The following is a 22,579-nucleotide window of genomic DNA, read 5'->3' as shown; positions in this document are numbered from 1 at the left end:
AACACTCCAGCATCCTCACAGCGCCTTTTCCAGTTGGGGCAAGGCCTCGAATAGATCGGCAACCAGGCCGAAGTCCGCCACCTGAAAAATGGGTGCATCCTGATCATTGTTGATCGCCGCGATAATCTTAGAGTCCTTCATACCAGCGAGGTGCTGTATGGCGCCGGAAATGCCGACCGCAATGTAGAGTTCGGGTGCCACCACTTTGCCGGTTTGACCCACCTGATAATCATTCGACACGAAACCCGCATCGACGGCCGCACGAGACGCGCCCACCGCGGCGTTCAACTTCCGCGCCACGGCTTCGAGCAGCTTGAAATTTTCGCCGGACTGCATACCCCGTCCCCCCGAGATGACAACCTTGGCTGAAGTGAGTTCAGGTAGATCCGATCGAGAGATGGTTTCGCCCACGTAGGAGGACAGGCCCGGGTCAGCAACGGCCTCTTTACGCCCGACGACGGCGTTCCCGGTCTCGCTTGCCGGCGGAAACGAGGCGATACGCACCGTGATCACCTTCTTCGCGTCGGTCGCTTGGACCGTCTGGACGGCGTTGCCCGCGTAAATCAGTCGGACAAATATGTCGGCTGCCTTCACGTCCGACACTTCAGACACCTGCATCACATCAAGCATCGCGGCCACGCGCGGCATGTAGTTCTTGCCGTTATTGGTGGCCGGCGCGACGATGTGATCGTAATCGGCCGCAAGCGCGACAATATTCGCCGCCATGGGCTCAGCCAGCGGACGCTCGAGCTCCGCAGCGTCGATATGCAGAACCCTCGTCACGCCGGTCAATTTTGCCGCATGCTCAGCCGCTGCCGCGGCCTGGTAGCCCGCCACGAGTACGTGAATATCGCCACCCACCTTGGCGGCCGCGGACAGTGCCTTGTGAGTAGCTTCTTTCAGCGACGCGTTGTCATGTTCCGCGATGAGTAGAACGGTCATCGGATCGCACCCGTTTCCTTGAGCTTTGCTGCGAGCTCGCTCGCCGAACACACCTTCACGCCTGCCTGCCGTTTTGACGGCTCCTCCGTCTTGATCAGTTTGAGGCGCGGTTTAACATCTACGCCGTAGTCTGCTGGAGTCATTTCGTCGCAAGGCTTCTTCTTTGCCTTCATGATGTTGGGCAACGATGCATAGCGCGGCTCGTTCAGCCGGAGATCCGTCGTAACTATAGTTGGCATCCTGAGCCTGACGGTCTGCAGGCCGCCATCCGCCTCGCGCACGACGGTCAAAGTCGACTCCTCTATGTCGATCTTCGAGGCGAACGTACCTTGTGGCCAGCCCAGCAACGCGGCGAGCATTTGTCCCGTTTGATTGCAGTCATCGTCAATGGCTTGCTTGCCCAGAATCACGATGTCGGGTTTTTCGGCTGTAACGACTTCCTTGAGCACCTTGGCCACGCCGAGCGGCTCCACATAGTCCTCGTGCTTGACCAGAATGGCCCGGTCGGCCCCCATAGCCAGCGCCGTGCGTAGCGTCTCCTGGACCTGGGCAGGGCCGATCGAAACAACTACCACTTCGGTGGCCTTTCCGGCTTCCTTGAGGCGCACCGCCTCCTCCACGCCGATCTCATCGAAGGGGTTCATCGACATCTTCGCGTTGCCGATGTCCACGCCCGAGCCGTCGGCCTTAACACGGATTGCGACATTGAAATCGACGACGCGCTTCACCGCGACGAGAATCTTCATCGATCGAATTCTCCCGATCTTTTTTGACAGTTTGGACTGAGATGTGTGCCGGAACGACTTTTCGATCGCCTGCGCTCGATGCACTTGGCGACAGGACTTGGCTTCGGCGACGGGCCCGGATTGGAGCAACGGGCAGGCCAGCCGCACGTGGACGACGGCCTACCCCCTTCAAAGTCCGGAGCGACTTGACCTAGACCTTAACGTAGCAAGGTCCGCGGGCAATAATGGGCTCGATCGTCTCCATGATCTCGTCGTAGTCGGGATTCATGGGAAGCGCCTGGAAGCCGGTGAATCCGAGATTCTTGGATACCTCTTCCCCCGAAAAATACGCGCCCGCGACGAACCGACCGACGACATCCATTTCCTCGACCGGGATCGCATTGACAAACGCGAGCGGATCGTGAGGATTCTCCGCAGGCAGCTTGGAGACGATCTCGTAGAACCGTGGCGCGAGATCCGGGCGCGCTTTGAGTGCGCGCGGGAGCAGCGTCTCCAGAACGCCGGCGGCCCTCGCGGAGGGCATACCCAGCTCATTGTCCCCCGGGATCATGGCATCGCACAGCCACCCCAGCTGAGCGCGAATGTCTTCGTATGTAGTGGACATAAAAGGTGCTCCTCAGGCGACTTTCGATGAGACTTTCTGATCGCGACGACTGTTCACGATCGCTTCGGCATTGCGCAGAGCGAGTGCGGCCACGGTTCCGGTTGGGTTCACCGGCCCCGATGTCGGCATCACGCTGCCGTCCATCACGAACAAATTCGGGACATCGTGGGCGCGTCCGAATCCATCGACCACCGATGTCGCGGGGTCCGCCCCCATGCGAACCGACCCGAGAATGTGCCAGCCTGTTTCACGCGAGTCCGGCGCGATAACGGTCTCGTACGCCCCCGCCTCGCGCATCGAGATCGCGGCGTGCTCCTCGTGCCATTTGACCAACTTTCGGGAATTGTCGTCACACCGGTAGATGACTTTCGGCGCTGGAATTCCGTCCGCATCCTTCAAGACCGGATCGATCACGACCCTATTTTCGGGATTCGGCAGATCTTCGCCAATAATCGACCACATCGCGGAGCGACCGAACCGCTTGTGAACGGTCTTGTGGAATTCCGCTCCCCAGCCCGCGCGCTTACCCCACGGCCAGACGCCAATTGTCCCGAGCGGTCCGCCCGTGCCCATGAGCTGCCACTTTGCGCCGCGTACGAACCCGACACCGGGCTGCGTCTCCGTGAATTGCTGCGAATAGGCTCTCTGTCCGGTCGGACCCTGCCAACTGTCGAAGTGATCATCAAACAGGCCCATCACCATGCCGTGGGGGTGCATCATCAAGTGGCGTCCGACCATATCGGAGCTATTGGCGAGCCCCTTGGGGAACTTCGCACTATGCGAGTTCAACAGGATCCGCGGGCTGCCGATGCCGTTGGCACTGACGATGACGATTCGCCCCGCCTGGAAATGCGTCTTGCCCGACTCACGATCAATATAGGTGACGCCGGTCGCGAGACCCGATGGGTCGGTTTCGACCCGTGACACGCGCGCCCGCTGCACGAGCTTCACACCTAGCTTGATGTTGGTGGGCCAATGCGTCCGGTCGACGGACCCCTTCGCTCCGTCGAAACAGGCCGGAGCCATGCATGCACCGCGCCGCACGCACGGGTTCATGCCGTTATGCTTCACCGTGGCAATGGCGTTGGTACCAGGCCAAATGTGCCACCCCAGACGCTTGTGAGCAGCGAATAGTTTCTTGTCGATCACGCCCATCGGCATGGGCGGGAGCGGTGGATCGAACGGCGGATAGGATGGATCACCACCCACTCCCGACACGGACATCTGCTCCTCTGCCCGCGCGTAGTACGGAGCCAGGTCATCATAGGTCAGCGGCCAGTCCGCACCGACGCCGTCCAAAGTCTTGACGCGGAAATTGCTCGGCTGAAAGCGATGCCACGCCGCGGCGTAGATCACTGAACTTCCTCCAACGCCATTCCACATGAACGGCGCAACGTCTGATTCCTCGTCGTTGATCGGATAGTCGGCTGCATTCATGCGCCTGTTCGGGTACCAACTGAACACCTGGTCTCTTTTGAGCTCGAATGTCGGCTCATCGAAATTGATCGAAGTGTAGTTCGGGTACTCGCCCTGCTCGAGGCAAACGACGGATAATCCAGCCTCCGCCAGCCGACGAGCCGCGATCGCTCCACTCGGTCCGGAGCCCACGATAACGGCGTCCACAATGTCCTTCGTGCCTGTATTCACGGCATCCTCCTCGTTCCAAATCAACGCTTACGCGTCGATGGCTTTTTCAAACGGCTGTCCTGATAGCGGTGTGTCGCCCGCAAGTTCTTTTCATCGGGCCCTGCGCGTACTCGCCCCGATTTCCGCGCAGGGCCCTCCCCATGGGTGACTCAACGCGATCCCGCAATACGCTTTTGGAGGGCGTCCAACAGGACCGCGGCAAGAATGATCGAGCCGGTCGCGAAGTCCTGCCAGAAGATGTCGATGCGAGCGAGATTGAGGAAGTTCCTGATCAGCGCGATGACCACGACACCGATGATCACTCGCAGGATATTGCCCTGCCCGCCGCTGAGGCTGACACCTCCGATAACAACGCCGGCAATCACTTCGAATTCCAATCCGCGGGCCGTGTCGGCCTGGATCGATCCGATACGCGCCAGCAGGACCATCCCGGCGAAGGACGCGCAAAGACCACAAATCATCAGACAAACGATTTTGATGCGATCCACGTTGATTCCGGACAGCGCAGCCACATTTCGATTCGCACCAATGGCATACACCTTCTTTCCGAAAGCCGTGTGGTTGAGGAGGACGTAACCCGCCAGAATCGTCAGGATTGCGATGATGAAGGGCATCGGAATGCCAAGGGGTCGCCCAAGGCCGATAATCCTGAATGACTCCGGGACGTTGGACACCACCTGTCCTTGAGTTGTCACGAACGCTAGGCTTCGGGCGATCATCATCGTTCCGAGCGTGGTTATGAACGACGGGATGCCGAACTTTGTCACGACAACGCCGGCGAAAAGGCCGAATAGGGGCCCCACCACCAGCGCAAGCGCAAACGTTGCCGTGATTCCGATCTCGGGCATCAGCTTGCCGGCAATGGATGCCGTCAGGGCCAGGACGGCACCCACGCTGATATCGAACTCGCCGTTTATCATCACGATGGTCATGCCTGCAGCCACGATTAGCGCTGCCGACATCTGAGCCATCAGGTTCTGAATGTTTATCACGGACGCAAACCGCGGTGAGACGATCGACATCACCACGACCAGAACGAGCAGGACAGCCACGGACTGGATGAGACCGTACGAGCGTCGAATACTCTCCTGCAAATTCGAGCGCCCAGCCTCTAGCGTGTATGTGCTCATGCCGCTTTCCTCCCACTGACCGAAGTTTCGAGAATTCGATTGTGCTCCAGCTGCGCGCCGGCAAACTCTCCAACGATGGAGCCGCGGAACATCACGATAGCCCGGTCACAGAGCTTCTCGATGTCCGGCATCTCGGTGCTGATTATGATGACTCCGACACCTTCGGAGGCAATGCGTTCGATGATCTTTCTGATCTCGTCCTTGGAGCCGACGTCTATACCGACGGTCGGATCATCCAGAATGAAAATTTTTGGGCGCGTTTCCAGCCACTTCGCAATCAGCACCTTCTGCTGGTTTCCGCCACTTAGCGTTCTGATCGGAACATGCGCGCTCGGCGCCTTGACGTTGAGCTCACGGACGCACCGCGTTCCCATGGCGTCGATCTTGCTCCTCGACAGCAACCCCAGTGCATTGCGCAACTTGCCGATGATGGGAAGCCCAACATTCTCCGCGATGGTGAAATCGGGCAGAATCCCCTCGCGCAGCCGGTCACCGGTCAACAGGGCCACCCCTTCCTTGATGGCCTTGCCGGGATTCCAATGGCTCTTTACGTTACCGCGGATCGCGATCGTTCCCTTGGACGGCTGATATCCCTCGACGCCGAACAAGGTCTTTGCGAGCTCCGTGAGACCGGAGCCCGTTAAACCGGTGAAGCCCAGGATTTCGCCACGATGAAGATCGAACGAAACGTCGTGAAGCATCCCTGGCACACTCAGACCCCGCACCGACAGAAGCACCTCAGTGCTCGCGACCGCACCTCGCTTGCTCCTGGCGTCGACTTCGACCAGCTTACGTCCGAGCATATGCTGCACAACCTCCGAAATCGAGGTCGACTCCTTCTGCAGATTGGCGATGGTCTGGCCGTCGCGCAATATCGTAATCGTGTCGCAGATCCGAAATACTTCGGACAGATAATGGGAAACGAAGACGATCGCGACGCCTCTGCGAGACAACTCGGTAATGAGCTTGAGAACGACGTCGACCTCGGTTGCGGTCAGCGAGGACGTGGGCTCATCCATCAGCAAGATGGTTGGCTTCCAAGTCATCGCCTTGATGATCTGCACCATCTTCTTCAGGTCATTCGGCAGCCGGCTGACTTGCTGACTTGCGTCGACCTCGATTCCGTAGTGGTCGAGAAGCTCTTGCGCTTTCGCGTTGAGGCTGCCAGCCGTAAGAATGCCGAGACGACTCGTCGGCTCATTGTTCAGGAAAATGTTCTCCGCGACGGTCATTCCTTCCACAAGATTTATGTCCTGATGGATGGTCACGATGCCGCGCTTGAGGGCGTCGATCGCGTTGTGTGGGCTGTAATCTTTCCCGAGCAACTTGATGCTCTCGGCAGAATCGGCCTGGTAGACGCCGGCTAGAATCTTGAGAAGGGTGCTCTTGCCCGCTCCGTTCTCTCCGACGAGCCCAACCACCTGTCCCTTTTCCAGCGTGAAGCTTGCGCTTCGAAGAGCCTTGATGCTGCCGAAGGTTTTCTTGACGTCCTTGCAGACGAGTGCCAACTCACTCATTGTTTCCCCCGTCCGGAGTGTCCGGCATTCGCCGGACACTCCACGATTTGTTCGCGCTTCAATTGACCTTGGCGTCGAGGACCTGCGGTTCATTGACGAACTCGGCAGCGTTGGCCTTGGTCATGAGTTTCGGCGGCAACTCGACCAGCTTATCCGTTTTTCCGCCCGTCAGGAACGACAGCATCGAGTTCATGCCGACATAGCCCATCTCGAAGGGGTTCTGGACGATCGTGCCCGCGATCTTGCCTTCCTTGACGAGGCGGTAGGCCGTGGGATCGGTATCGAAGTTGACGAGCTTCACGTCCAAGCGCTTCGCCGCCTCGAGCGTCGCCTCAGCACCGATCGTCGGCGCGTGGTTCTGGAAGAAGACACCGGCGATGTCCGGGATCTCGGTCAGCGTATCTTCCATCGTGCGTCGGCCGTCCTCGAGGGAGAGCTTCATCACCTTGCGCGGAAGGACGGTCAAGCCGAGCTCCTTGGAGCGCTGCTCGAAGCCGCGATTGCGGTCGATGATGCACTGCACGGCCGGACCATGGTCGAAGACGATAACCTTGGCCCCCTTAGGCACCAGAGTGGCCATATGATCGGCGGCCATGCGACCGCCCAATTCGTTCGCCGTCACGACGTAGGTCACCCAGTCGCCCGAGTTTAGGCCGATATCGGTGACAACAACCGGAATCTTGTTCTTGTTGTAGATATTCTTGACGGGATCTGCGAGAACGACTGAGTCACCAGGGAAGATCAGCAGACCATCGATCTTCTGCGTATAAAGGTCTTCGAGATCTCCGACCTGCTTGGTGGTATCGGTGTCGCCGCCGTTGGTCACCAAGAGCTCGACCGACACGCCCTTCTTTTCCCATTCGCCCATCGCCTTCCGGGCGCCGGCGATCTGTGTGCGAAGGAAGGTATTCGTGCCCCAGAACTGGGAATATCCGAGCTTGAACTTCTTGTCCGCGGCCATCGCCCTGCCGATGAACGGCGATGCCAGAACGGACGCTCCGAGTAGCGTCGAAAACTTCAATACGTCGCGCTTGCTAACAGTCATTCCCACCTCCCTATGCAAAGGAATATTCTTCTCCGAGCCACCGTCGGCTCGTCCGATCGTTCTGTTCTGGAAGCGGCGGCGCCATACCTCACGGCAATGACGCCAGCTTCCTGTCTCAAAGCCGGCACGGTCCGAGCATGGCGATTGGATCCCCCGATCGGCAATTATCCCTACGCTCTGGCACCGATTAGAATTTGATATCGCTGGCACCGACCGCTGGCAGGCGGCCATAGCCAGTACCAATTGCCATCAGAATGAATGCGGCCTAGCTGCCTGCGCGCCACCTGGGATTACGTCGCATCCTCACACTAACCTTTGGGAGGACTAGCTCATGCAGGCAAAAGGGAATGGTATGAAAGATTGCGTCGTGCTCGTGACGGGAGCTGCGGGGGGAGTCGGCAAGGAAGTCATCCGTCAACTCGCCGAGAACGACGCCAAGATCATCGCGACGGACATTGCCGATCAGGTTCATGACCTGAATAGGGAATTCTCCGGCGCCCGGATCACGACGATCACTGGCGACGTCTCGAAGAGCGTCGATGTCGATAAGATCTTCGGTGCTGGCGAGGACAAGTTCGGCGCCGTTCAAGCCCTTATCAGCAACGCCGGCTACATGATTGCCAAGGCGCTGCACGAAACCAGCGAGCAAGACTGGGATGCAGTCCTCGCGGGGAACGCAAAATCCTTCTTCCTGACCGCGAAGCGAGCTCTTCCAAACATGCTCGCCGCCAAGAAGGGATCGATTACGGCGACCGGCTCCATCTCCAGCGTCGTCGGACTGCCTTCCCAGGCCGCTTACTGCGCTTCGAAAGGCGCCGTTCTGCAGCTCGTCCGGCAACTGGCCGTTGAGTATGCCGGCTCGGGCGTCCGCGTGAACGCCGTCGGTCCGGGTGCTATCAATACGCCGTTCCTCACGCGCTATCTGAATGGCCTTCCCGACCCGAAGGCAGGCGCGGATGCCGTGAAGGCCGCGCATCCGATGAAGCGTTGGGCCGAACCCGACGAAGTCGCAAAAGCCCTGGTTTTCCTCGCAAGCGACGATGCCGCCTTCATTACCGGCCATATCTTGATGGTCGATGGCGGGTACGTCGCGGGCTGACCCATAGATAGAGCCATTGGAGAGACGTCATGTCCGTCAGCGCCATAATCGACCCCCATCATCACCTCTGGGATCTCGAAAACTATTCCTATCCCTGGCTTTGCCAAAACGGCGAACCGGTGGCTCCGATCGCAGGTAGCCTCCGGTCCATCATGAAATCCTACTCACTCGCGGACTACCGCGAGGATTCCAAACGATGGAATGTCGTGAAGGACGTCCATCTCGACGCGCTCTCGGCCGACATTCTCGCCGAGACACGTTGGCTTCAGGACATGAAAAACAAGACAGGTTTCCCGACGGCCATCGTCGCGCACGCGGATCTGGAGGCCGACAATGCCGACAGCGTTCTTGCAAGCCACGCGGAAAGCAAGGCGGTCCGCGGCATTCGCCAGATCCTCAACTGGCATCAGGATCCTCGCTACACTTTCATCGAACGTTCGGACCTGCTGCGAGACCCGAAGTGGCTGAAGGGTTTTGGCCTGCTGAAGAAGTACGACTTCTCTTTCGACCTTCAGCTCTATCCCCACCAGATGATGGACGCAGCCCGCGTTGCCCGTGACCACGAGGACACGACCATCATCCTGAACCATACCGGAATGCCTCTTCAGCGGGATGCGGCGGGCGTTCAGACCTGGCAAGACGGCATGCGGGCTCTGGCGTCCGTTCCAAGCGTCCATGCCAAGATCTCAGGCCTCGGAATGGTCGACCCTGAGTGGACGGTCGCAAGCATCCGGCCGTTCGTCCTCAAGACGATCGACTACTTTGGGGTCGATCGGTGCATGTTCGCAAGCAACTTCCCAGTCGACAAGATCTACGCCAGCTTCGACCGGATCTACGAGGCTTTCTTCGAGATCGTGAAGGACTTGTCCGATACCGACAAGAAGAAGCTCTTTCACGATAACGCTCTACGCGTCTATCGGCTTTGACATCGGGTCCGCGAGCATCGGCGCACTGCCGCGACAATAAGTATCTACATTGTTGCAGTAGTCCGTGGGACGGACCACGACAGGAGCCAACCCCACCCCCTTTTGCGGGGGGTGGGGAGCCTCAGGAATCTCCCGAGCCCACCCTCACCGATCGCTCAGCCGATCGGCGCCGACCGTATCCCCTCGCGCGAAGCTCGTGAAGGGACTCGATGCGCTGAACAGAGACCGTTACGACCGCGGCTCCCATGACCTGGCCAACGAACAGGACGAGCGCATTCCGACTAGGCCGCAGTCGTCGCTGCGGCAGCGCACTCGACAAGGATCCTCACGAGCTCGTCGCGGTGATGGTTGGCCGGGGCGTCCTGCCGGACACAAATTCGCAAATTTCGCTCTGCCCATGGCTCAGCCAGAGGCAACATCGCCAGTCGCTTCTCGTCTTCCTTCTCAACAACCGAGCGGGGCACAATGCTAACGCCCGCCCCTGACGCGACAAGATGAGCAATGGCCCGGTAGCCGGGAACATGCACGCGAATATCGAGCGTCGCGCCAAGAGCTGCGGCATGGCTCAGTAAGAAGGCGTTGATCGCTGCGCCTCGTTGCAGGTTAACGAATGGCTCGCGAAGACATTCCTCGAAACGAACCGGCCTGTCTTTATTGATCGGGCTGCTCAGCGGCACGAGGACAACCAGCTCGTCATCACGATACGGAAAGAAGGCTAGTTCTTTATGGTTGGCCTGAAGCGCAACGATCCCGACATCGGCGCGCCGGTCTGCGACCGCGGCCAGTATGTCGTGGCTGTTCTTCTCTTCGAGTGCGATACGGACAGATGGATGATGCTTGAAGAAGATTGCAAGATCATCGGGGAGAAACGAATTAACTGCGTTGGTATTCGCAAACAGTGTGATCCTCCCGGGCATACCCGCCGAGAATGGCAGCATATCGGCGTGCATCTGCTCAAGCAGCTCAAACGACTTGCGAGCATAGTTAGCCAGAACTGTACCGGCAGGCGTGGGGCTGACACCCTCGCGATTTCGTTCAAGAAGGGGGGTACCGAGAGCGTCTTCGAGCTGCCTGATACGTTGGCTGACGGAGGATGGCGCCAGGTTACACCGCTGGGCACCGCGCGATAGGTTTCCTTCGTCTAGAACCGCGAGAAACACTCTCAAATCGACCAGATCGTAACGCATCTTCCGCCGTAAGTTTGTGCCCGCGTTCGGCTCTGACGAACGCTTCATTCGGAACATACCGCTTCTGGTTCGTTTGGAAAATGGCCTAGCTTCAATTCCAACCTAGAAGAAATTCCAATAACAGTCAGTTGCCAGCTACGGTACCGGCTTCGGACAAGGCGCCTTTAGTTGGCGCAATAAGCAGCATCGGGAGGTTAACGACGTGAACGCGAAATACGCGAAACGTATCGGTTTTCTCACAAAGCGCGAAGACATGACGAAAGAGCAGTTCGTCCAGCATTGGCGAACCGTTCATGCGGAGCTGTGCAAGAAAATCCCGGGGCTCAAGCGCTACGCGATCAACTTTATTGATCGCGATGCCTATCCCAATGCGGCCTACGACGGCTTTTCGGAGCTCTGGTTCGAAAGCAAGGAGGCCCATGACGCGTCTCTTTCGAGCCCCGAAGGGAAGACATTGTTGGCCGATCTCCCCAACTTCACCTCTACGATATGCGGAGTCATCGCCTATGAGGAGCGATTCATTTGGCCGGCCGACGATGGGCTAGGCGGCAAGGCGCGTTAGACTCGGATTCAGAGGGCGGCGCAATGGACGAGCGCCAACTTAAATGCTTCCTGGTTATCTCAGAGACGGGCTCGGTGACCGGAGCCGCCGAGCGCCTGGATATTGCCCAACCCTCGTTGAGCCAGATGCTTCTCCGGCTCGAGGAGGAATTGGGCTCGAAGCTCTTTCAACGAACGTCACGCGGGGTCGTGCTCACCGAGGCCGGACAGGTTTTCCGCGAGCACGCGCGCAACATCATTTCGGACATCGAGCGCGCTCGGGATGAGATCAAGGCGGAGGATAGCTATGTCCGATCGGAGGTCACGATTGGCTTGCCGAGCTCTTTTGCCACATTGATCGGCGCTCCCCTTATTGCTGCAGCTGCACAGGAGACACCTCGCGTGCAGCTGAGACTAATCGAGGCGATGTCAGGACATATCCGCGAGTGGCTGACCAAGGGCGACCTTGACGTCGGCATTCTCTACGGGATTCAGGACAGCCGGCATCTGTTGCTGGAACAAATCGCCGTCGAAGAACTTTTTCTGGTCGGTCCTCCGAACGCCTTTAAGCACTGCGACCGGCACGGTTTTGCTGATGACGCCGTCGATCTCAGTGCAGTCGACAGCTTCCCCCTCATTGTGCCGACGGGGCAACACGGCCTTCGGCGCTTCGTCGACGAGCGCGCACGCTCGTCCCAGCTGAAGCTCAACATCCAACACGAGATCAACTCCCTCACCGTCATCAAGCACCTGGTTCAGAGCGGCCATGGCCATACCTTGCTCGCGCACGCGGCCATCTCCGAAGAACTGAAACGAGGCGAGTTGTCCGCAGCCCGGATCGTGAAGCCCGTCTTCCGGCGCGGGATATTCCTGGCGCGCAATCCATCCCAATTCGTGACGCGCGCGTCCGTCAAGGCTGCCGAAACCCTGACAAACATCGCATGGGATCTCATCGGCCGGGGGGATTGGCTTGCTACGCGTGTCAAGCGTTCCAGGATGAGCGGTCCGGATGACAACTTCATGAGATCGTCTCCGAGTTTCGTTCAGGTGAATAGAGAATTCTCGCTAGCGCAAACCGCGAAGTAGTCGTGAACGCGACGTCTCGGATCCGCGCCGACGTACGGATTCGAAACGCGAGCCAGTGCGAAGGCTAATCACAACCAGAAGTAGAACACGGTAGCCTCCTTGACGCCGGACATCGCCGGGATTTTCTTCGAAAACGAAATCGTGGCTCAAGGTGCCGCCGCGACCCTGGAGGCCGCGAAGCGACAGGACGTGAAGCTGGTGACATTCGACTTGAGTGCACGCGCCTACGAACTGATCAAGGAAGGAAAGCTTCTGGGCGTCATTGTGCAGGATCCCTTCAGAATGGGTTACGAGGGCATGAATGCCATGGTTACCACGCTGAAGGGCGGGACGCCCAAAGCCCGGATCGACCTCGAGACAAGAGTGCTTACCAGGGGGAACGCCCGAGAATTCGCATCCGATCCGCAAGTCGGAAACTAACGGCGACCTCATCGCCCAGTCCATACGCGGCGTTGCTTTTCGCACGCGTGACGTAGGTGGGGCCTTCGCCGACGGGCCGATAGGCTCTCGCTTTCCCTCGATGGCTCGGGCGAGTGTATCGCGCGAGCCATCTTGTCTCGGGCCGATAACTGACGATTTCGGATCGATTACCGTCCGACGCAATCAAATGGGACGCGCCATGCGATCGCACCCATAGGGCAACATAATAGCAGGTAGATCGTAGACGCCATTGAGACCACCCTCCTGCCCGTGCTTCTAGATCGCGGCGGCAACAGACAGGAGTTGACATCATGTCGAAGCACTTCATTGGTGGCAAATGGGTCGGCGCATCCAATGGCGAGACGACCGATATGATCGATCCCAGCACGGGGAAGGCCTACGGCAAAATCGCCGCCGGCACCCGTGAGGACGTCGATCTGGCCGTCAAGGCGGCCCGCAGCGCCTTCGAAACCGGCGCATGGGGCAAGTTGACCGCCGCGGAACGGGGACGCATTCTGATCGCCATTTCGCAGCGCATCCTCGAGAAGAAGGAGGAGCTTGCCGCCATCGAAGCGCGGGACACCGGAAAGCCCATGACGGTGGCGCGAAACGATATCAACGCGGTCGCTCGATATTTCGAGTACTATGGTGGCGCAACGGACAAGGTCTATGGACACACGATTCCGTACCTCAATGATCATTTCGTCGCCGTCGTGCGTGAGCCAAAGGGTGTGACGGGGCATATCCTTCCCTGGAACTATCCCGCCCAGATGTTCGGCCGGACACTTGCTCCTTCGCTAGCGGTCGGCAACGCAACTGTTCTCAAGCCGGCCGAGGCCGCATCCGCCTCCATTCTACGGCTCGCCGAGCTCGCGACGGAAGCCGGCCTTCCCGACGGCGCGATCAACATCGTGACAGGATTTGGAAGCAAAGTGGGCGTAGCGCTTACGACGCATCCCGGCGTGAACTTTGTCTCGTTCACCGGCTCACCCGAGGTCGGCCAGCAGATCCAGAAGTTGGCCGCGGACAACTACATCAATTGTACTCTCGAGCTCGGCGGCAAGTCGCCCCAGCTTGTGTTCGAAGATGCCGATTTCGAAGCGGCCACCAGGACGATCTGCGCCGCCATCATCCAGAATAGTGGCCAAACCTGCTCGGCCGGAAGCCGCGTCCTTGTTCAAAGGCGCATCTTCGACGACTTCATCGCGACACTTAGCGAGCGATTCAAGGCCGTGCGGGTCGGCAGCCCGGAGATGGATCTCGACTGCGGTCCGATCATCACCGCCGGACAAAAGAAGACCGTCCTGGGCTTCGTCGATCGCGCCACCACCAGCGGCCTCCCCCTCCTCGCCGAAGGCCAGATTGCGGAGGGCGTCGACCCGGGTGGGTTCTTCGTCCGGCCCGCGCTGTTCGGGCCGGTGCCGACGGACCACGAGCTCGCGCAACAGGAGGTGTTCGGCCCCGTGCTGGCCGCCATTCCGTTCGACGATGAGGATGACGCGGTACGCATCGCCAACGGAACTGAATTCGGCCTTGTGGCAGCAGTCTGGACCAGGGATGGCGGCCGACAAATGCATCTTGCGAAGCGGCTGCGCTCCGGCCAAGTGTTCGTAAACTGTTACGGAGCCGGCGCGGGCATCGAGTTGCCCTTCGGAGGCACCGGCAAAAGCGGCCATGGACGGGAAAAGGGTCTTGTGGCGATGGACGACTATTCGAACCTGAAGACAGTCGTGATCAAGCACGCTTGATCACTAACCAGGCGGCGCTGATATCCGATAGCGCGGAACCGCCACAAAAAAAACGAGGAGCAATCATGTCGGCGACAATGCGGGCTATGCAAGCGCACCAGTTCGCGATCTCGGGCCTCAAGTTGACCGAGGTCCCTATACCAACGCCAGGAAAGGGAGAGGTGTTGCTCAGGGTGGAGGCGGCGACGCTGAACTATCGCGACCTGGCCGTACTGGGCGGTGACTATATCAAGGGTCTTCCTTTGCCCTATGTGCCCGCCTCCGACGCGTGCGGCACTGTGGCGGAGATCGGACCGGGCGTCACCCGGTTCAAGAAGGGAGATCGAATCGTCCCCATCTACACCCAGGGCTGGCACGACGGCAAACCTACTCCGGAGCAACGCGCGAAGCGCACCCTCGGTGCGCCGCTGGCCGGCGTTCTTCAGGATTACATCCTCATCCCGGAAGAGGACGCGGTCACGCCTCCGTCGCACCTGACCGACGTGGAAGCCGCCACGCTGCCCATCGCTGGTCTTACAGCGTGGTCGGCTTTGAACGAAGCAAACGTCAAATCCGGAGACGACGTTCTGCTCCAGGGAACCGGCGGTGTTTCGCTCTTCGCACTTCAGTTCGCCAAGCTGTCGGGGGCCCGAGTTACCATTCTGTCGTCATCCGACGAAAAGCTGGCGCGGGCGAAAGCGCTTGGGGCCGACTTTGGCGTCAACTATCGCACCACTCCGGAATGGGATGTCGAAGTAAAGCGGCTCACCGACGGCCGTGGCGCGGATATCGTGGTCGAGACCATTGGATCATCGTTGGGCAGGTCGTTGAGCGCGGTTGCTTTTGGGGGAACGATCAGTGTCGTCGGGTTTGTCGCCGGCTATTCGACGGAATTGAACATCCGACAGTTGATCGGCCCAATGGTGAACGTCAAAGGGATCGCCGTTGGTTCGAGGCGTGGTTTCGTTGACATGAATCGCGCGATCGAGGTGGCTGGAATCAAGCCGGTCGTCGACAAGACTTTCGATCTGTCCGAGGCTGCAGACGCCTTCAACTACATGAAAAGTGGCGCACACTTCGGAAAGATCGCCATTACGATGTAATTTGCCATAGCATCGGACGTTACGAACTTTCGCGACGCCATCTGTCTAGTACGGAAACATAGTGACGGGCACGACGGCGTCAGTTGTCGTGCCCGTCTTCCTTTCCCGTCCAACACCTTGAGCAAGAGGATACTTGAACGTGCGCAAGTTCAACAAGATCCTGGTCGCAAACCGAAGCGAAATCGCAATTCGCGTCATGCGCGCAGCGACCGAGTTGAGCAAGACGACGGTTGCGATTTATGCCGAAGAAGACAAGCTTTCATTGCATCGGTTCAAGGCCGACGAGGCTTATCTGATCGGTCGGGGGATGTCGCCCGTGGGCGCCTATCTCTCGATCCCCGAGATCATCCGCGTTGCGCGATCGTCGGGTGCGGACGCAATCCACCCCGGCTATGGACTTCTCTCTGAGAGTCCCGAACTTGTGGAAGCGTGCGAGGCTGCCGGCATCGCCTTCATCGGGCCAACGGCCGCAACGATGCGTCTTCTCGGCGACAAGGCCTCCGCTCGTCGCGTTGCGATCGAAGCCGGCGTACCCGTCGTGCCAGCAACTGGTGTCTTAGGCGACGATTTCGACGCTATCCGCAAGGAGGCATCCGACATCGGATATCCGCTGATGCTGAAGGCGTCCTGGGGCGGCGGTGGTCGGGGAATGCGTACAGTCTATAGCCCGGAAGAACTTCAGTCCAAAGTTCTCGAAGGCCGCCGCGAAGCCGAAGCCGCCTTCGGAAACGGCGAAGGATATCTGGAAAAGCTGATCGAGCGGGCGCGCCATGTCGAGGTCCAGATCCTCGGCGACAGCTACGGCAACATCTTTCATCTCTTCGAGCGCGACTGCAGCGTTCAGCGCCGGAACCAAAAAGTGGTCGAGCGCGCCCCTGCACCTTATCTCTCGGCGGAACAACGTTCCGAAGTATGCGAGCTTGCGAGGCGCATATGCCTGCACGTCGGTTATCGATGTGCCGGAACGGTCGAATTTTTGATGGACGTGGACTCCGGGAGATTTTATTTCATCGAAGTCAATCCGCGCATCCAAGTCGAACACACGATAACGGAGCAAGTCACCGGTATCGACATCGTGCAGGCGCAGATGTTGCTGACGGAAGGCGCTACGCTTGCCGAAGCAACAGGTGTCGCCAGACAGGAGGACATTCGGCTCACTGGGCATGCCTTGCAGTGCCGTGTAACCACGGAGGATCCACAGAACAACTTTATCCCCGATTACGGTCGTATCGCGGCCTACCGCTCGGCTACGGGAATGGGCATCCGCTTGGACAGCGGCACCGCCTATTCCGGCGCCGTCATCACACGACATTTCGACTCGTTGCTGGTCAAGGTGATAGCCTGGGCTCCGACAGAAGACCTTGCGACCAACCGGATGGTTCGCGCGCTCCGCGAGTTTCGTATCAGGGGTGTCAGCACCAACATCGAATTTCTCGTGAACCTTCTCAACGACGCGCAATTCCGGAGCAACGGGTATACGACTCAGTTCATTGACACCACGCCGGGGTTGCTGAGGTTCACAAAACGGCGCGACAGAGCGACCAAGCTCCTGACTTATATCGCGGACGTCACGGTCAACGGACATCCCGAGACCAAGACGCGCCCAAAGCCGACGACCGGGATATCCGAGCCCAGGCTGCCCCCGCCACGAGGCGTTATCGCTCCCGGCACCCGCGACATTCTCGAAAAGGACGGACCGCAGGCCCTGGCGGACTGGCTATCCGCTCAGGAGCGGGTGCTGATCACCGACACGACGATGCGCGACGGGCATCAATCGCTGCTTGCCACGCGAATGCGTTCGATCGACATGCTCCGGATCGCGCCCGCCTATGCCGCAAACCTCCCTCAACTCTTCAGCATCGAATGCTGGGGCGGCGCGACCTTCGATGTGGCCTATCGCTTCCTTCAGGAATGTCCATGGCAACGGTTGCGCGACCTTCGGGCCGCGATCCCGAATATCCTCACCCAAATGCTCCTGCGTTCCGCCAACGGGGTCGGGTACACCAACTATCCCGACAATGTGGTTCGCAGCTTTGTCTTGCGGGCCGCAAAGTCCGGAGTCGACGTCTTTCGCGTGTTTGACTCGCTCAACTGGGTTGAGAACATGCGTGTCGCCATGGATGCCGTCATCGAGGCAAACAAGGTATGCGAAGGCACCATTTGCTATACGGGGGATTTGTTGGATCCCAAGCGCCCAAAATACGACCTTAAATACTATGTCGATCGGGCAAAAGAGCTAAAGGTGGCAGGTGCCCACATCCTCGGTTTGAAGGATATGGCGGGCCTGCTGAAACCTCAACAGGCTCGAATCCTCATCAAGGCGCTGAAGGAGGACGTGGGACTTCCGATTCACTTCCACACGCACGACACCTCGGGAATGTCGGCGGCGACCGTCCTCGCCGCTTGCGAAGCCGGTGTCGACGCGGTCGATGCCGCCATGGATGCCTTTTCGGGCGGCACCTCGCAGCCTTGCCTTGGATCAATCGTCCAAGCGCTTCGACACACCGACCGTGACGCGGAACTAGACAGTGAGGCCATCCGCGAAATCTCAAACTATTGGGAACAGGTCAGGGCTCAGTATGCCGCCTTCGAATCTGGTCTAACCGCACCTGCTTCGGAGGTCTTCCTTCACGAAATGCCCGGTGGGCAGTTCAGCAACCTGCAGGCCCAGGCTCGCTCGCTCGGCCTGGCCGAGCGCTGGCCCGACATCGCGAAAGCCTACGCGGACGCCAACTTGATCTTCGGCGATATCGTGAAGGTCACGCCGTCCTCAAAGGTCGTCGGCGACATGGCCCTGGTCATGGTCGCCCAGGGCCTGAGCCGCGGGCAAGTCGAGGACCCCTCCGTCGAGGTCGCCTTCCCCGATTCGGTGGTGGATATGATGAAGGGAAATATCGGCCAACCGCATGGGGGCTGGCCCGAGGGAATGCAACGAAAGGTGCTGAAAGGCGGCCCCTTGTTGACGACACGGCCCGGCCTTGGCTTGGCGCCCGTCGATTTGGAAGCAGCCCGCAAGACACTAGCAGCGACGCTGGACGGCTTCGCTCCGGATGACGAGGATCTACACGGATACCTCATGTATCCGAAAGTGTTCATCGACTATATCGAACGCCATCAGATCTACGGCCCGGTGCGCACGCTTCCGACTCGTACGTTCTTCTACGGGATGCAGCTCGGAGAAGAGATCTCGGTTGGGATCGATCCTGGCAAGACGCTCGAAATTCGTCTTCAGGCCATCGGCGAAAATTCCGAGGAAGGCGAGGTCAAAGTCTTTTTCGAGCTGAACGGTCAACCTCGCATAGTCCGCGTTCCAAATCGTGAACTCAAGAGCAAGATAGCGGTCCGCGCGAAGGCCACGGACAGAGATCCGAGCCAGGTCGGCGCCCCAATGCCGGGCGCCATCTCCTCCATCGCAGTCTCCGTGGGCCAAGCCGTCGAGGCCGGAGATCTCCTGCTGAGCATCGAGGCGATGAAGATGGAGACTGGGTTGCACGCGGACAGGGCGTCAAGAGTGAAGGCCATCCATGTCGGTCCGGGCAGCCAGGTCGAGACTAAGGATCTGCTCATCGAATTGGAGTGATATCGATGGGCTGATCCAGCTTCCGCACGATCCCAGCCCATCGGACAGCAGGCCGACAAGTTCTAGCCAGGAGAGAGAGCGTGATTTGCTGAGAACGTATCATCGTCGATGTGATCGAGGATCTCGTCGATTTCGTCAGTTGCCTTCACGACGGCGCTCTCAGTTGAGATCAAATGCTCTATCTTGGATCGACACTCCTGGGTCCCATAACCTCCCCGAAGGGGCTGCGCACGCGGCATATCCGCTCCCCAGTTACACACGGACCATTTCTCTGAGTGAAGTCGCCGGCCGCTTCAGTCTGAAGCGAAGGGGCGCTGAAGTAGCGCAAGCAAGTAAAATAGCCCGCTCAAGAAAATAGCCGGGCACAAGCAACTCGCCATAGGCTTCGACCGCGCCAGTGGAATTGCGAGAGTCGCCGGGCGATTGCCGCGCCTAGCTAACACCGAAGCTTGCTTTCGCAGCGTTCGTTGGTTGCGGGGAGGCGCAACCACCGATACCGACATTCGGTTCAAGTCGCGATCTGACGGAGGGATGCCCTGCGTCCCGAACGCAGTGAACATCTTCTAAATCATTGACTTTCTTAATACGCGTTCTGTTCACGATCGTTTCGTGCAATTCGTTGCGAATTCATTGCGGCATTCCTCCACGAGAATGAGAGCTGACCAAGAAATGAGATCAAAGCCGTCGCTAACAGTGCGCTGATCGGGGGCGCCACGACCGCGTTGGGCGTCGGCGCCGCCGATCGCTACCTGACGGCGATGACGTCGGACGGAGGCGGAATGCGGCTCAATGGCACGAAGTATTACGAACTGGCACGCTATACGCCGATAACTTGATCGTAGCGGCTGACCAGAGCGGCAAGCGGATCGCCGTACTCGTCGACACCAATCAGCCCGGCGTCAGCATCCACGACGATTGGGATGGCTTCTGCCACCGCGAGCGGTACAACTGATTTCAAGAATGTAGGCGATCCCCGAGGACCGAATTCTTGGTTCCGGATTTAGGACGGAGAGCCGGTTTTTTGGAACGGCATATGTTCAACTGGTCCTGCTTGCGACCCTCGCTGGAATTGTGCGGCGCGTCGCTAGCGACACGACGGAGTGGATTAAGGCGCGAACCCGCACGTTCACGCACGCCGGTTGCCGACCTGCCGCGGAACGATCCCTGGTGCAACGGGTCATCGGCAAGCTTTTCAGCGCTGCTTTTGGCGCGCGTGCAGCAGTCCTCGCCGGCGTCGACGAGCTCGCGAGAACACTAGACAGCCGCTAACAGGACTCGCAACAGCTTGATGCGTCTGAACTCGCCGCAGCACAGACGCAGTTGTCATCTCTCGCCGCGACGACCGAGCTTTTCGAGGTCGGCGGAGCTTCTCTGATCTCCGAGAACTCGCGATCAACCGACATTGGCGGAACGCGCGCACCATCGCCTCCCACACCCCGGTGAACTTCAAGCTCCGCGCGATCGGCGGATACGAATTGAATGACGAGCCCTGCTATACGCGTGGAGCGCAGGTATCCGGGCGACACGGCAATACAGCAGCTAACCACTGGCTTTTCGGCAGCTTCATGCTTTGCCAGGCGAGGTCGCTCGGACCCCGGTGGATGCTATTGCCGCGGACGTCGACCTCACCATCTGCGACGGGAGCAAAGGACGCGGTGAGCGGCCGTGCTCACCGTATCTCGGCGAGAGTGCCGGCGCTCCTGCTGTAGGAAGGCGAGATGCTCGCCTGGCCGATCTGCCTGTTCTGGTCCGCGGTGAGACTTAGCCTCGCACTTGTTCTAATTGGCATTGCAAGAATGCCAGCCACCCGATAGACGATCCCCTTCAACCTCGCTGGCTGCTTTTCGGTGGCCGCCAGGACTGGGCCTGTAGCTCAATGGTTAGAGCCGGCCGCTCATAACGGTCTGGTTGCAGGTTCGAGTCCTGCCGGGCCCACCAGACAACTCAATAATAATAATAATAACTTATCAGGCACCATTTTGCCGAATCGGAACCACCGCACCAGATACGTGCTCTTTTCGTTCACCGGCCAGGCCGCACTTGGCGATTTTGTCGACCGCATCGGAAAATAGTTGGGATGGCCAGCCATCGCGATCCGCTTGATCCAGAGCAATCGTTTCCACGCTCCGTTGGTGTGTCACGGCTAATGAAAAGCGTTGGTTTCTTGCGCTTTACGTGCGTCCCGGACTGCTGGTTCCCTCAAGCCGACCGAGACCGCAATAGCTATGCATTCGAAAGGTTGGTCCGGTCCAGGACGAGCAAACCCACCCCCGCAATAAGCGCAGACGCGTGGTTCGACCGCCGGGAGGCGGGACGTTACTGAATTGCTGGAGCGCACGCTTCCGCTTCTAACAACGAGGTACTGAGGCTGCTGACGTTTACGGACGGTGAGATGATGGACGAATCCCGTCTTTGAAATCAGCGACCAAGCCTGTAGACGGGATATCAAGGCCACGTACGTAAGCGATCTCCAGCCGCTGGGCTGCCAGCGGCACCAATGCTCAAGCTGGTGCTGATGCCCGACATCATGATCTTGGGCAAGTCGATGAGCAGCTGGATGCTGATCATCATCATGGTGCCGGCGATGATCGGCGGCGCCGGGTATGTCGGACCCGTTTTTGCCGACCCTGCCCGCTAGGCTCGCGCAACGCCATCCTTCTTGGCGAAAAGAGGCGCCGCGCTGTCCACCACCTCTTTCGGAAGCATCCCTAATTGTCGCGTCAAACGGGAGATAGTTCACCACCAGAACGCCACGGCTTCTGCCTGTGCTACTGTCGTTGGCGTTTGATCGCCTCTCTGTCCGCCCGACGGGACAGCCATAGCTTATGGACGGTCCAAACCCCCGGATCCGGAGCTACGATGCGTACCGGTTCGCCCTTTTCGTCGATCGCGACCGCCTCGAACGCGGGAGCATTCTGCAGCCAATCGAGTCCTTCGATTTGCACAGCGGTCAACTTTTCCGGGTCCAAGCCGATCTTATCTAAAGCCTTCCGCCAAGGCGGGCTCTGCATGGGCCTAATCAAATCGGCGAGATAGCCGTCTCGGTTTACAGCGCGAAACGTCTGCTTGGCGCGTTCGAAGCTAGTGCCCACTCGCTTGAGTATCTTCGTGAGCGATGACTCAGAGACGGCGTCGTCTGCGACGAACGTAAGCCCGCCGCGCGCGTCGAACAGCAGATCGATGTCTTCCGTCGTGGCCAAGCCCGGATCGAGTCTGACGCCCTAAGGCCTTCGGAGCGAGGCGTTCGCCCCAACTACATCACAACGGCGGAAATGGAGGG

General features: G+C 59.1%; 19 protein-coding genes and 1 tRNA gene. 10 read left to right on the top strand and 10 right to left on the bottom strand.

Annotation, left to right across the window (positions count from 1 at the left end; translation table 11 throughout):
* Window positions 1–15 precede the first annotated feature (15 nt).
* From AC066S_RS34390 to AC066S_RS34360, 7 genes are all read right to left on the bottom strand, one after another.
* The gene (locus AC066S_RS34390; protein WP_126261734.1) at window positions 16–942 is read right to left on the bottom strand and encodes an electron transfer flavoprotein subunit alpha/FixB family protein; all 927 of its coding nucleotides are present in this window, start codon (window positions 940–942) and stop codon (window positions 16–18) included.
* Window positions 939–1,688, bottom strand: coding sequence for an electron transfer flavoprotein subunit beta/FixA family protein (locus AC066S_RS34385; RefSeq protein ID WP_126261735.1), 750 nt, complete (start codon window positions 1,686–1,688; stop codon window positions 939–941). The genes AC066S_RS34390 and AC066S_RS34385 overlap by 4 nt, the downstream gene beginning before the upstream one ends.
* Before the next feature lie 190 nt (window positions 1,689–1,878).
* Window positions 1,879–2,292 carry a hypothetical protein gene (locus AC066S_RS34380; protein ID WP_164719089.1) on the bottom strand — a complete coding sequence of 138 codons (414 nt, stop codon included), beginning with the start codon at window positions 2,290–2,292 and terminating at the stop codon, window positions 1,879–1,881.
* A 12-nt stretch (window positions 2,293–2,304) separates the two neighbouring features.
* Window positions 2,305–3,939, bottom strand: a complete 1,635-nt coding sequence (locus AC066S_RS34375) for a GMC family oxidoreductase (protein ID WP_126261736.1) — start codon at window positions 3,937–3,939, stop codon at window positions 2,305–2,307.
* Window positions 3,940–4,088: 149 nt separating this feature from the next.
* Entirely contained in the window at window positions 4,089–5,069 is a 981-nt protein-coding gene (locus AC066S_RS34370; protein ID WP_126261737.1) for an ABC transporter permease, read from the bottom strand.
* On the bottom strand, window positions 5,066–6,586 hold the full coding sequence (locus AC066S_RS34365; RefSeq protein WP_126261738.1) for a sugar ABC transporter ATP-binding protein: 1,521 nt from the start codon (window positions 6,584–6,586) through the stop codon (window positions 5,066–5,068). Before AC066S_RS34365 ends, AC066S_RS34370 begins: the two co-directional genes overlap by 4 nt.
* A gap of 58 nt (window positions 6,587–6,644) precedes the next feature.
* Window positions 6,645–7,547, bottom strand: coding sequence for a substrate-binding domain-containing protein (locus tag AC066S_RS34360; RefSeq protein WP_235885245.1), 903 nt, complete (start codon window positions 7,545–7,547; stop codon window positions 6,645–6,647).
* Between the two features lie 415 nt (window positions 7,548–7,962).
* Between AC066S_RS34360 and AC066S_RS34355 the strand changes: the two genes are divergently transcribed.
* Together AC066S_RS34355 and AC066S_RS34350 are read left to right on the top strand one after the other, a co-directional pair.
* Entirely contained in the window at window positions 7,963–8,730 is a 768-nt protein-coding gene (locus tag AC066S_RS34355; RefSeq protein ID WP_235884885.1) for an SDR family NAD(P)-dependent oxidoreductase, read from the top strand.
* 29 nt (window positions 8,731–8,759) lie between these two features.
* Window positions 8,760–9,656 carry an amidohydrolase family protein gene (locus tag AC066S_RS34350; RefSeq protein WP_126261739.1) on the top strand — a complete coding sequence of 299 codons (897 nt, stop codon included), beginning with the start codon at window positions 8,760–8,762 and terminating at the stop codon, window positions 9,654–9,656.
* Between the two features lie 281 nt (window positions 9,657–9,937).
* On the opposite strand, the gene AC066S_RS34345 is transcribed toward AC066S_RS34350, so the two are convergent.
* Window positions 9,938–10,843 (bottom strand): LysR family transcriptional regulator, encoded by a 906-nt coding sequence (locus AC066S_RS34345; RefSeq protein WP_126261740.1) that lies wholly within the window; start codon window positions 10,841–10,843, stop codon window positions 9,938–9,940.
* A 202-nt stretch (window positions 10,844–11,045) separates the two neighbouring features.
* On the opposite strand from AC066S_RS34345, the gene AC066S_RS34340 reads away from it, so the two are divergent.
* From AC066S_RS34340 to pyc, 6 genes are all read left to right on the top strand, one after another.
* Window positions 11,046–11,405: an EthD family reductase gene (locus AC066S_RS34340; protein WP_235884886.1), complete on the top strand. Its 360-nt coding sequence runs from the start codon at window positions 11,046–11,048 to the stop codon at window positions 11,403–11,405.
* A 23-nt stretch (window positions 11,406–11,428) separates the two neighbouring features.
* Window positions 11,429–12,469 carry a LysR family transcriptional regulator gene (locus tag AC066S_RS34335; protein WP_126261741.1) on the top strand — a complete coding sequence of 347 codons (1,041 nt, stop codon included), beginning with the start codon at window positions 11,429–11,431 and terminating at the stop codon, window positions 12,467–12,469.
* 99 nt (window positions 12,470–12,568) lie between these two features.
* Window positions 12,569–12,889, top strand: coding sequence for a substrate-binding domain-containing protein (locus AC066S_RS34330; protein ID WP_126261742.1), 321 nt, complete (start codon window positions 12,569–12,571; stop codon window positions 12,887–12,889).
* Window positions 12,890–13,200: 311 nt separating this feature from the next.
* Window positions 13,201–14,637, top strand: coding sequence for an aldehyde dehydrogenase family protein (locus AC066S_RS34325; protein WP_126261743.1), 1,437 nt, complete (start codon window positions 13,201–13,203; stop codon window positions 14,635–14,637).
* A 65-nt stretch (window positions 14,638–14,702) separates the two neighbouring features.
* Complete coding sequence (locus AC066S_RS34320; protein WP_205680556.1) at window positions 14,703–15,719, top strand: zinc-dependent alcohol dehydrogenase family protein; 1,017 nt, start codon at window positions 14,703–14,705, stop codon at window positions 15,717–15,719.
* Window positions 15,720–15,858: 139 nt separating this feature from the next.
* A complete protein-coding gene (gene pyc, locus AC066S_RS34315; RefSeq protein WP_126261744.1) occupies window positions 15,859–19,299 on the top strand; it encodes a pyruvate carboxylase in 3,441 nt (1,146 codons plus the stop codon).
* A gap of 817 nt (window positions 19,300–20,116) precedes the next feature.
* Here the strand turns inward: pyc and AC066S_RS34310 are convergent.
* The gene (locus AC066S_RS34310) at window positions 20,117–20,257 is read right to left on the bottom strand and encodes a hypothetical protein (protein WP_157336773.1); all 141 of its coding nucleotides are present in this window, start codon (window positions 20,255–20,257) and stop codon (window positions 20,117–20,119) included.
* Between the two features lie 904 nt (window positions 20,258–21,161).
* Here AC066S_RS34310 and AC066S_RS34305 point away from each other — a divergent pair.
* Together AC066S_RS34305 and AC066S_RS34300 are read left to right on the top strand one after the other, a co-directional pair.
* Window positions 21,162–21,237, top strand: a tRNA-Ile gene (locus AC066S_RS34305).
* A 559-nt stretch (window positions 21,238–21,796) separates the two neighbouring features.
* Window positions 21,797–21,937: a hypothetical protein gene (locus AC066S_RS34300; RefSeq protein WP_164719090.1), complete on the top strand. Its 141-nt coding sequence runs from the start codon at window positions 21,797–21,799 to the stop codon at window positions 21,935–21,937.
* Window positions 21,938–22,067: 130 nt separating this feature from the next.
* On the opposite strand, the gene AC066S_RS34295 is transcribed toward AC066S_RS34300, so the two are convergent.
* A complete protein-coding gene (locus AC066S_RS34295) occupies window positions 22,068–22,499 on the bottom strand; it encodes a GSU2403 family nucleotidyltransferase fold protein (RefSeq protein ID WP_126261745.1) in 432 nt (143 codons plus the stop codon).
* Window positions 22,500–22,579: the final 80 nt, after the last annotated feature.

It is taken from the genome of Bradyrhizobium sp. CFUWI, assembly GCF_056429085.1.
The sequence above is the reverse complement of the archived record's forward strand: the minus strand, read 5'-3'. Positions and strand labels throughout refer to the sequence as shown.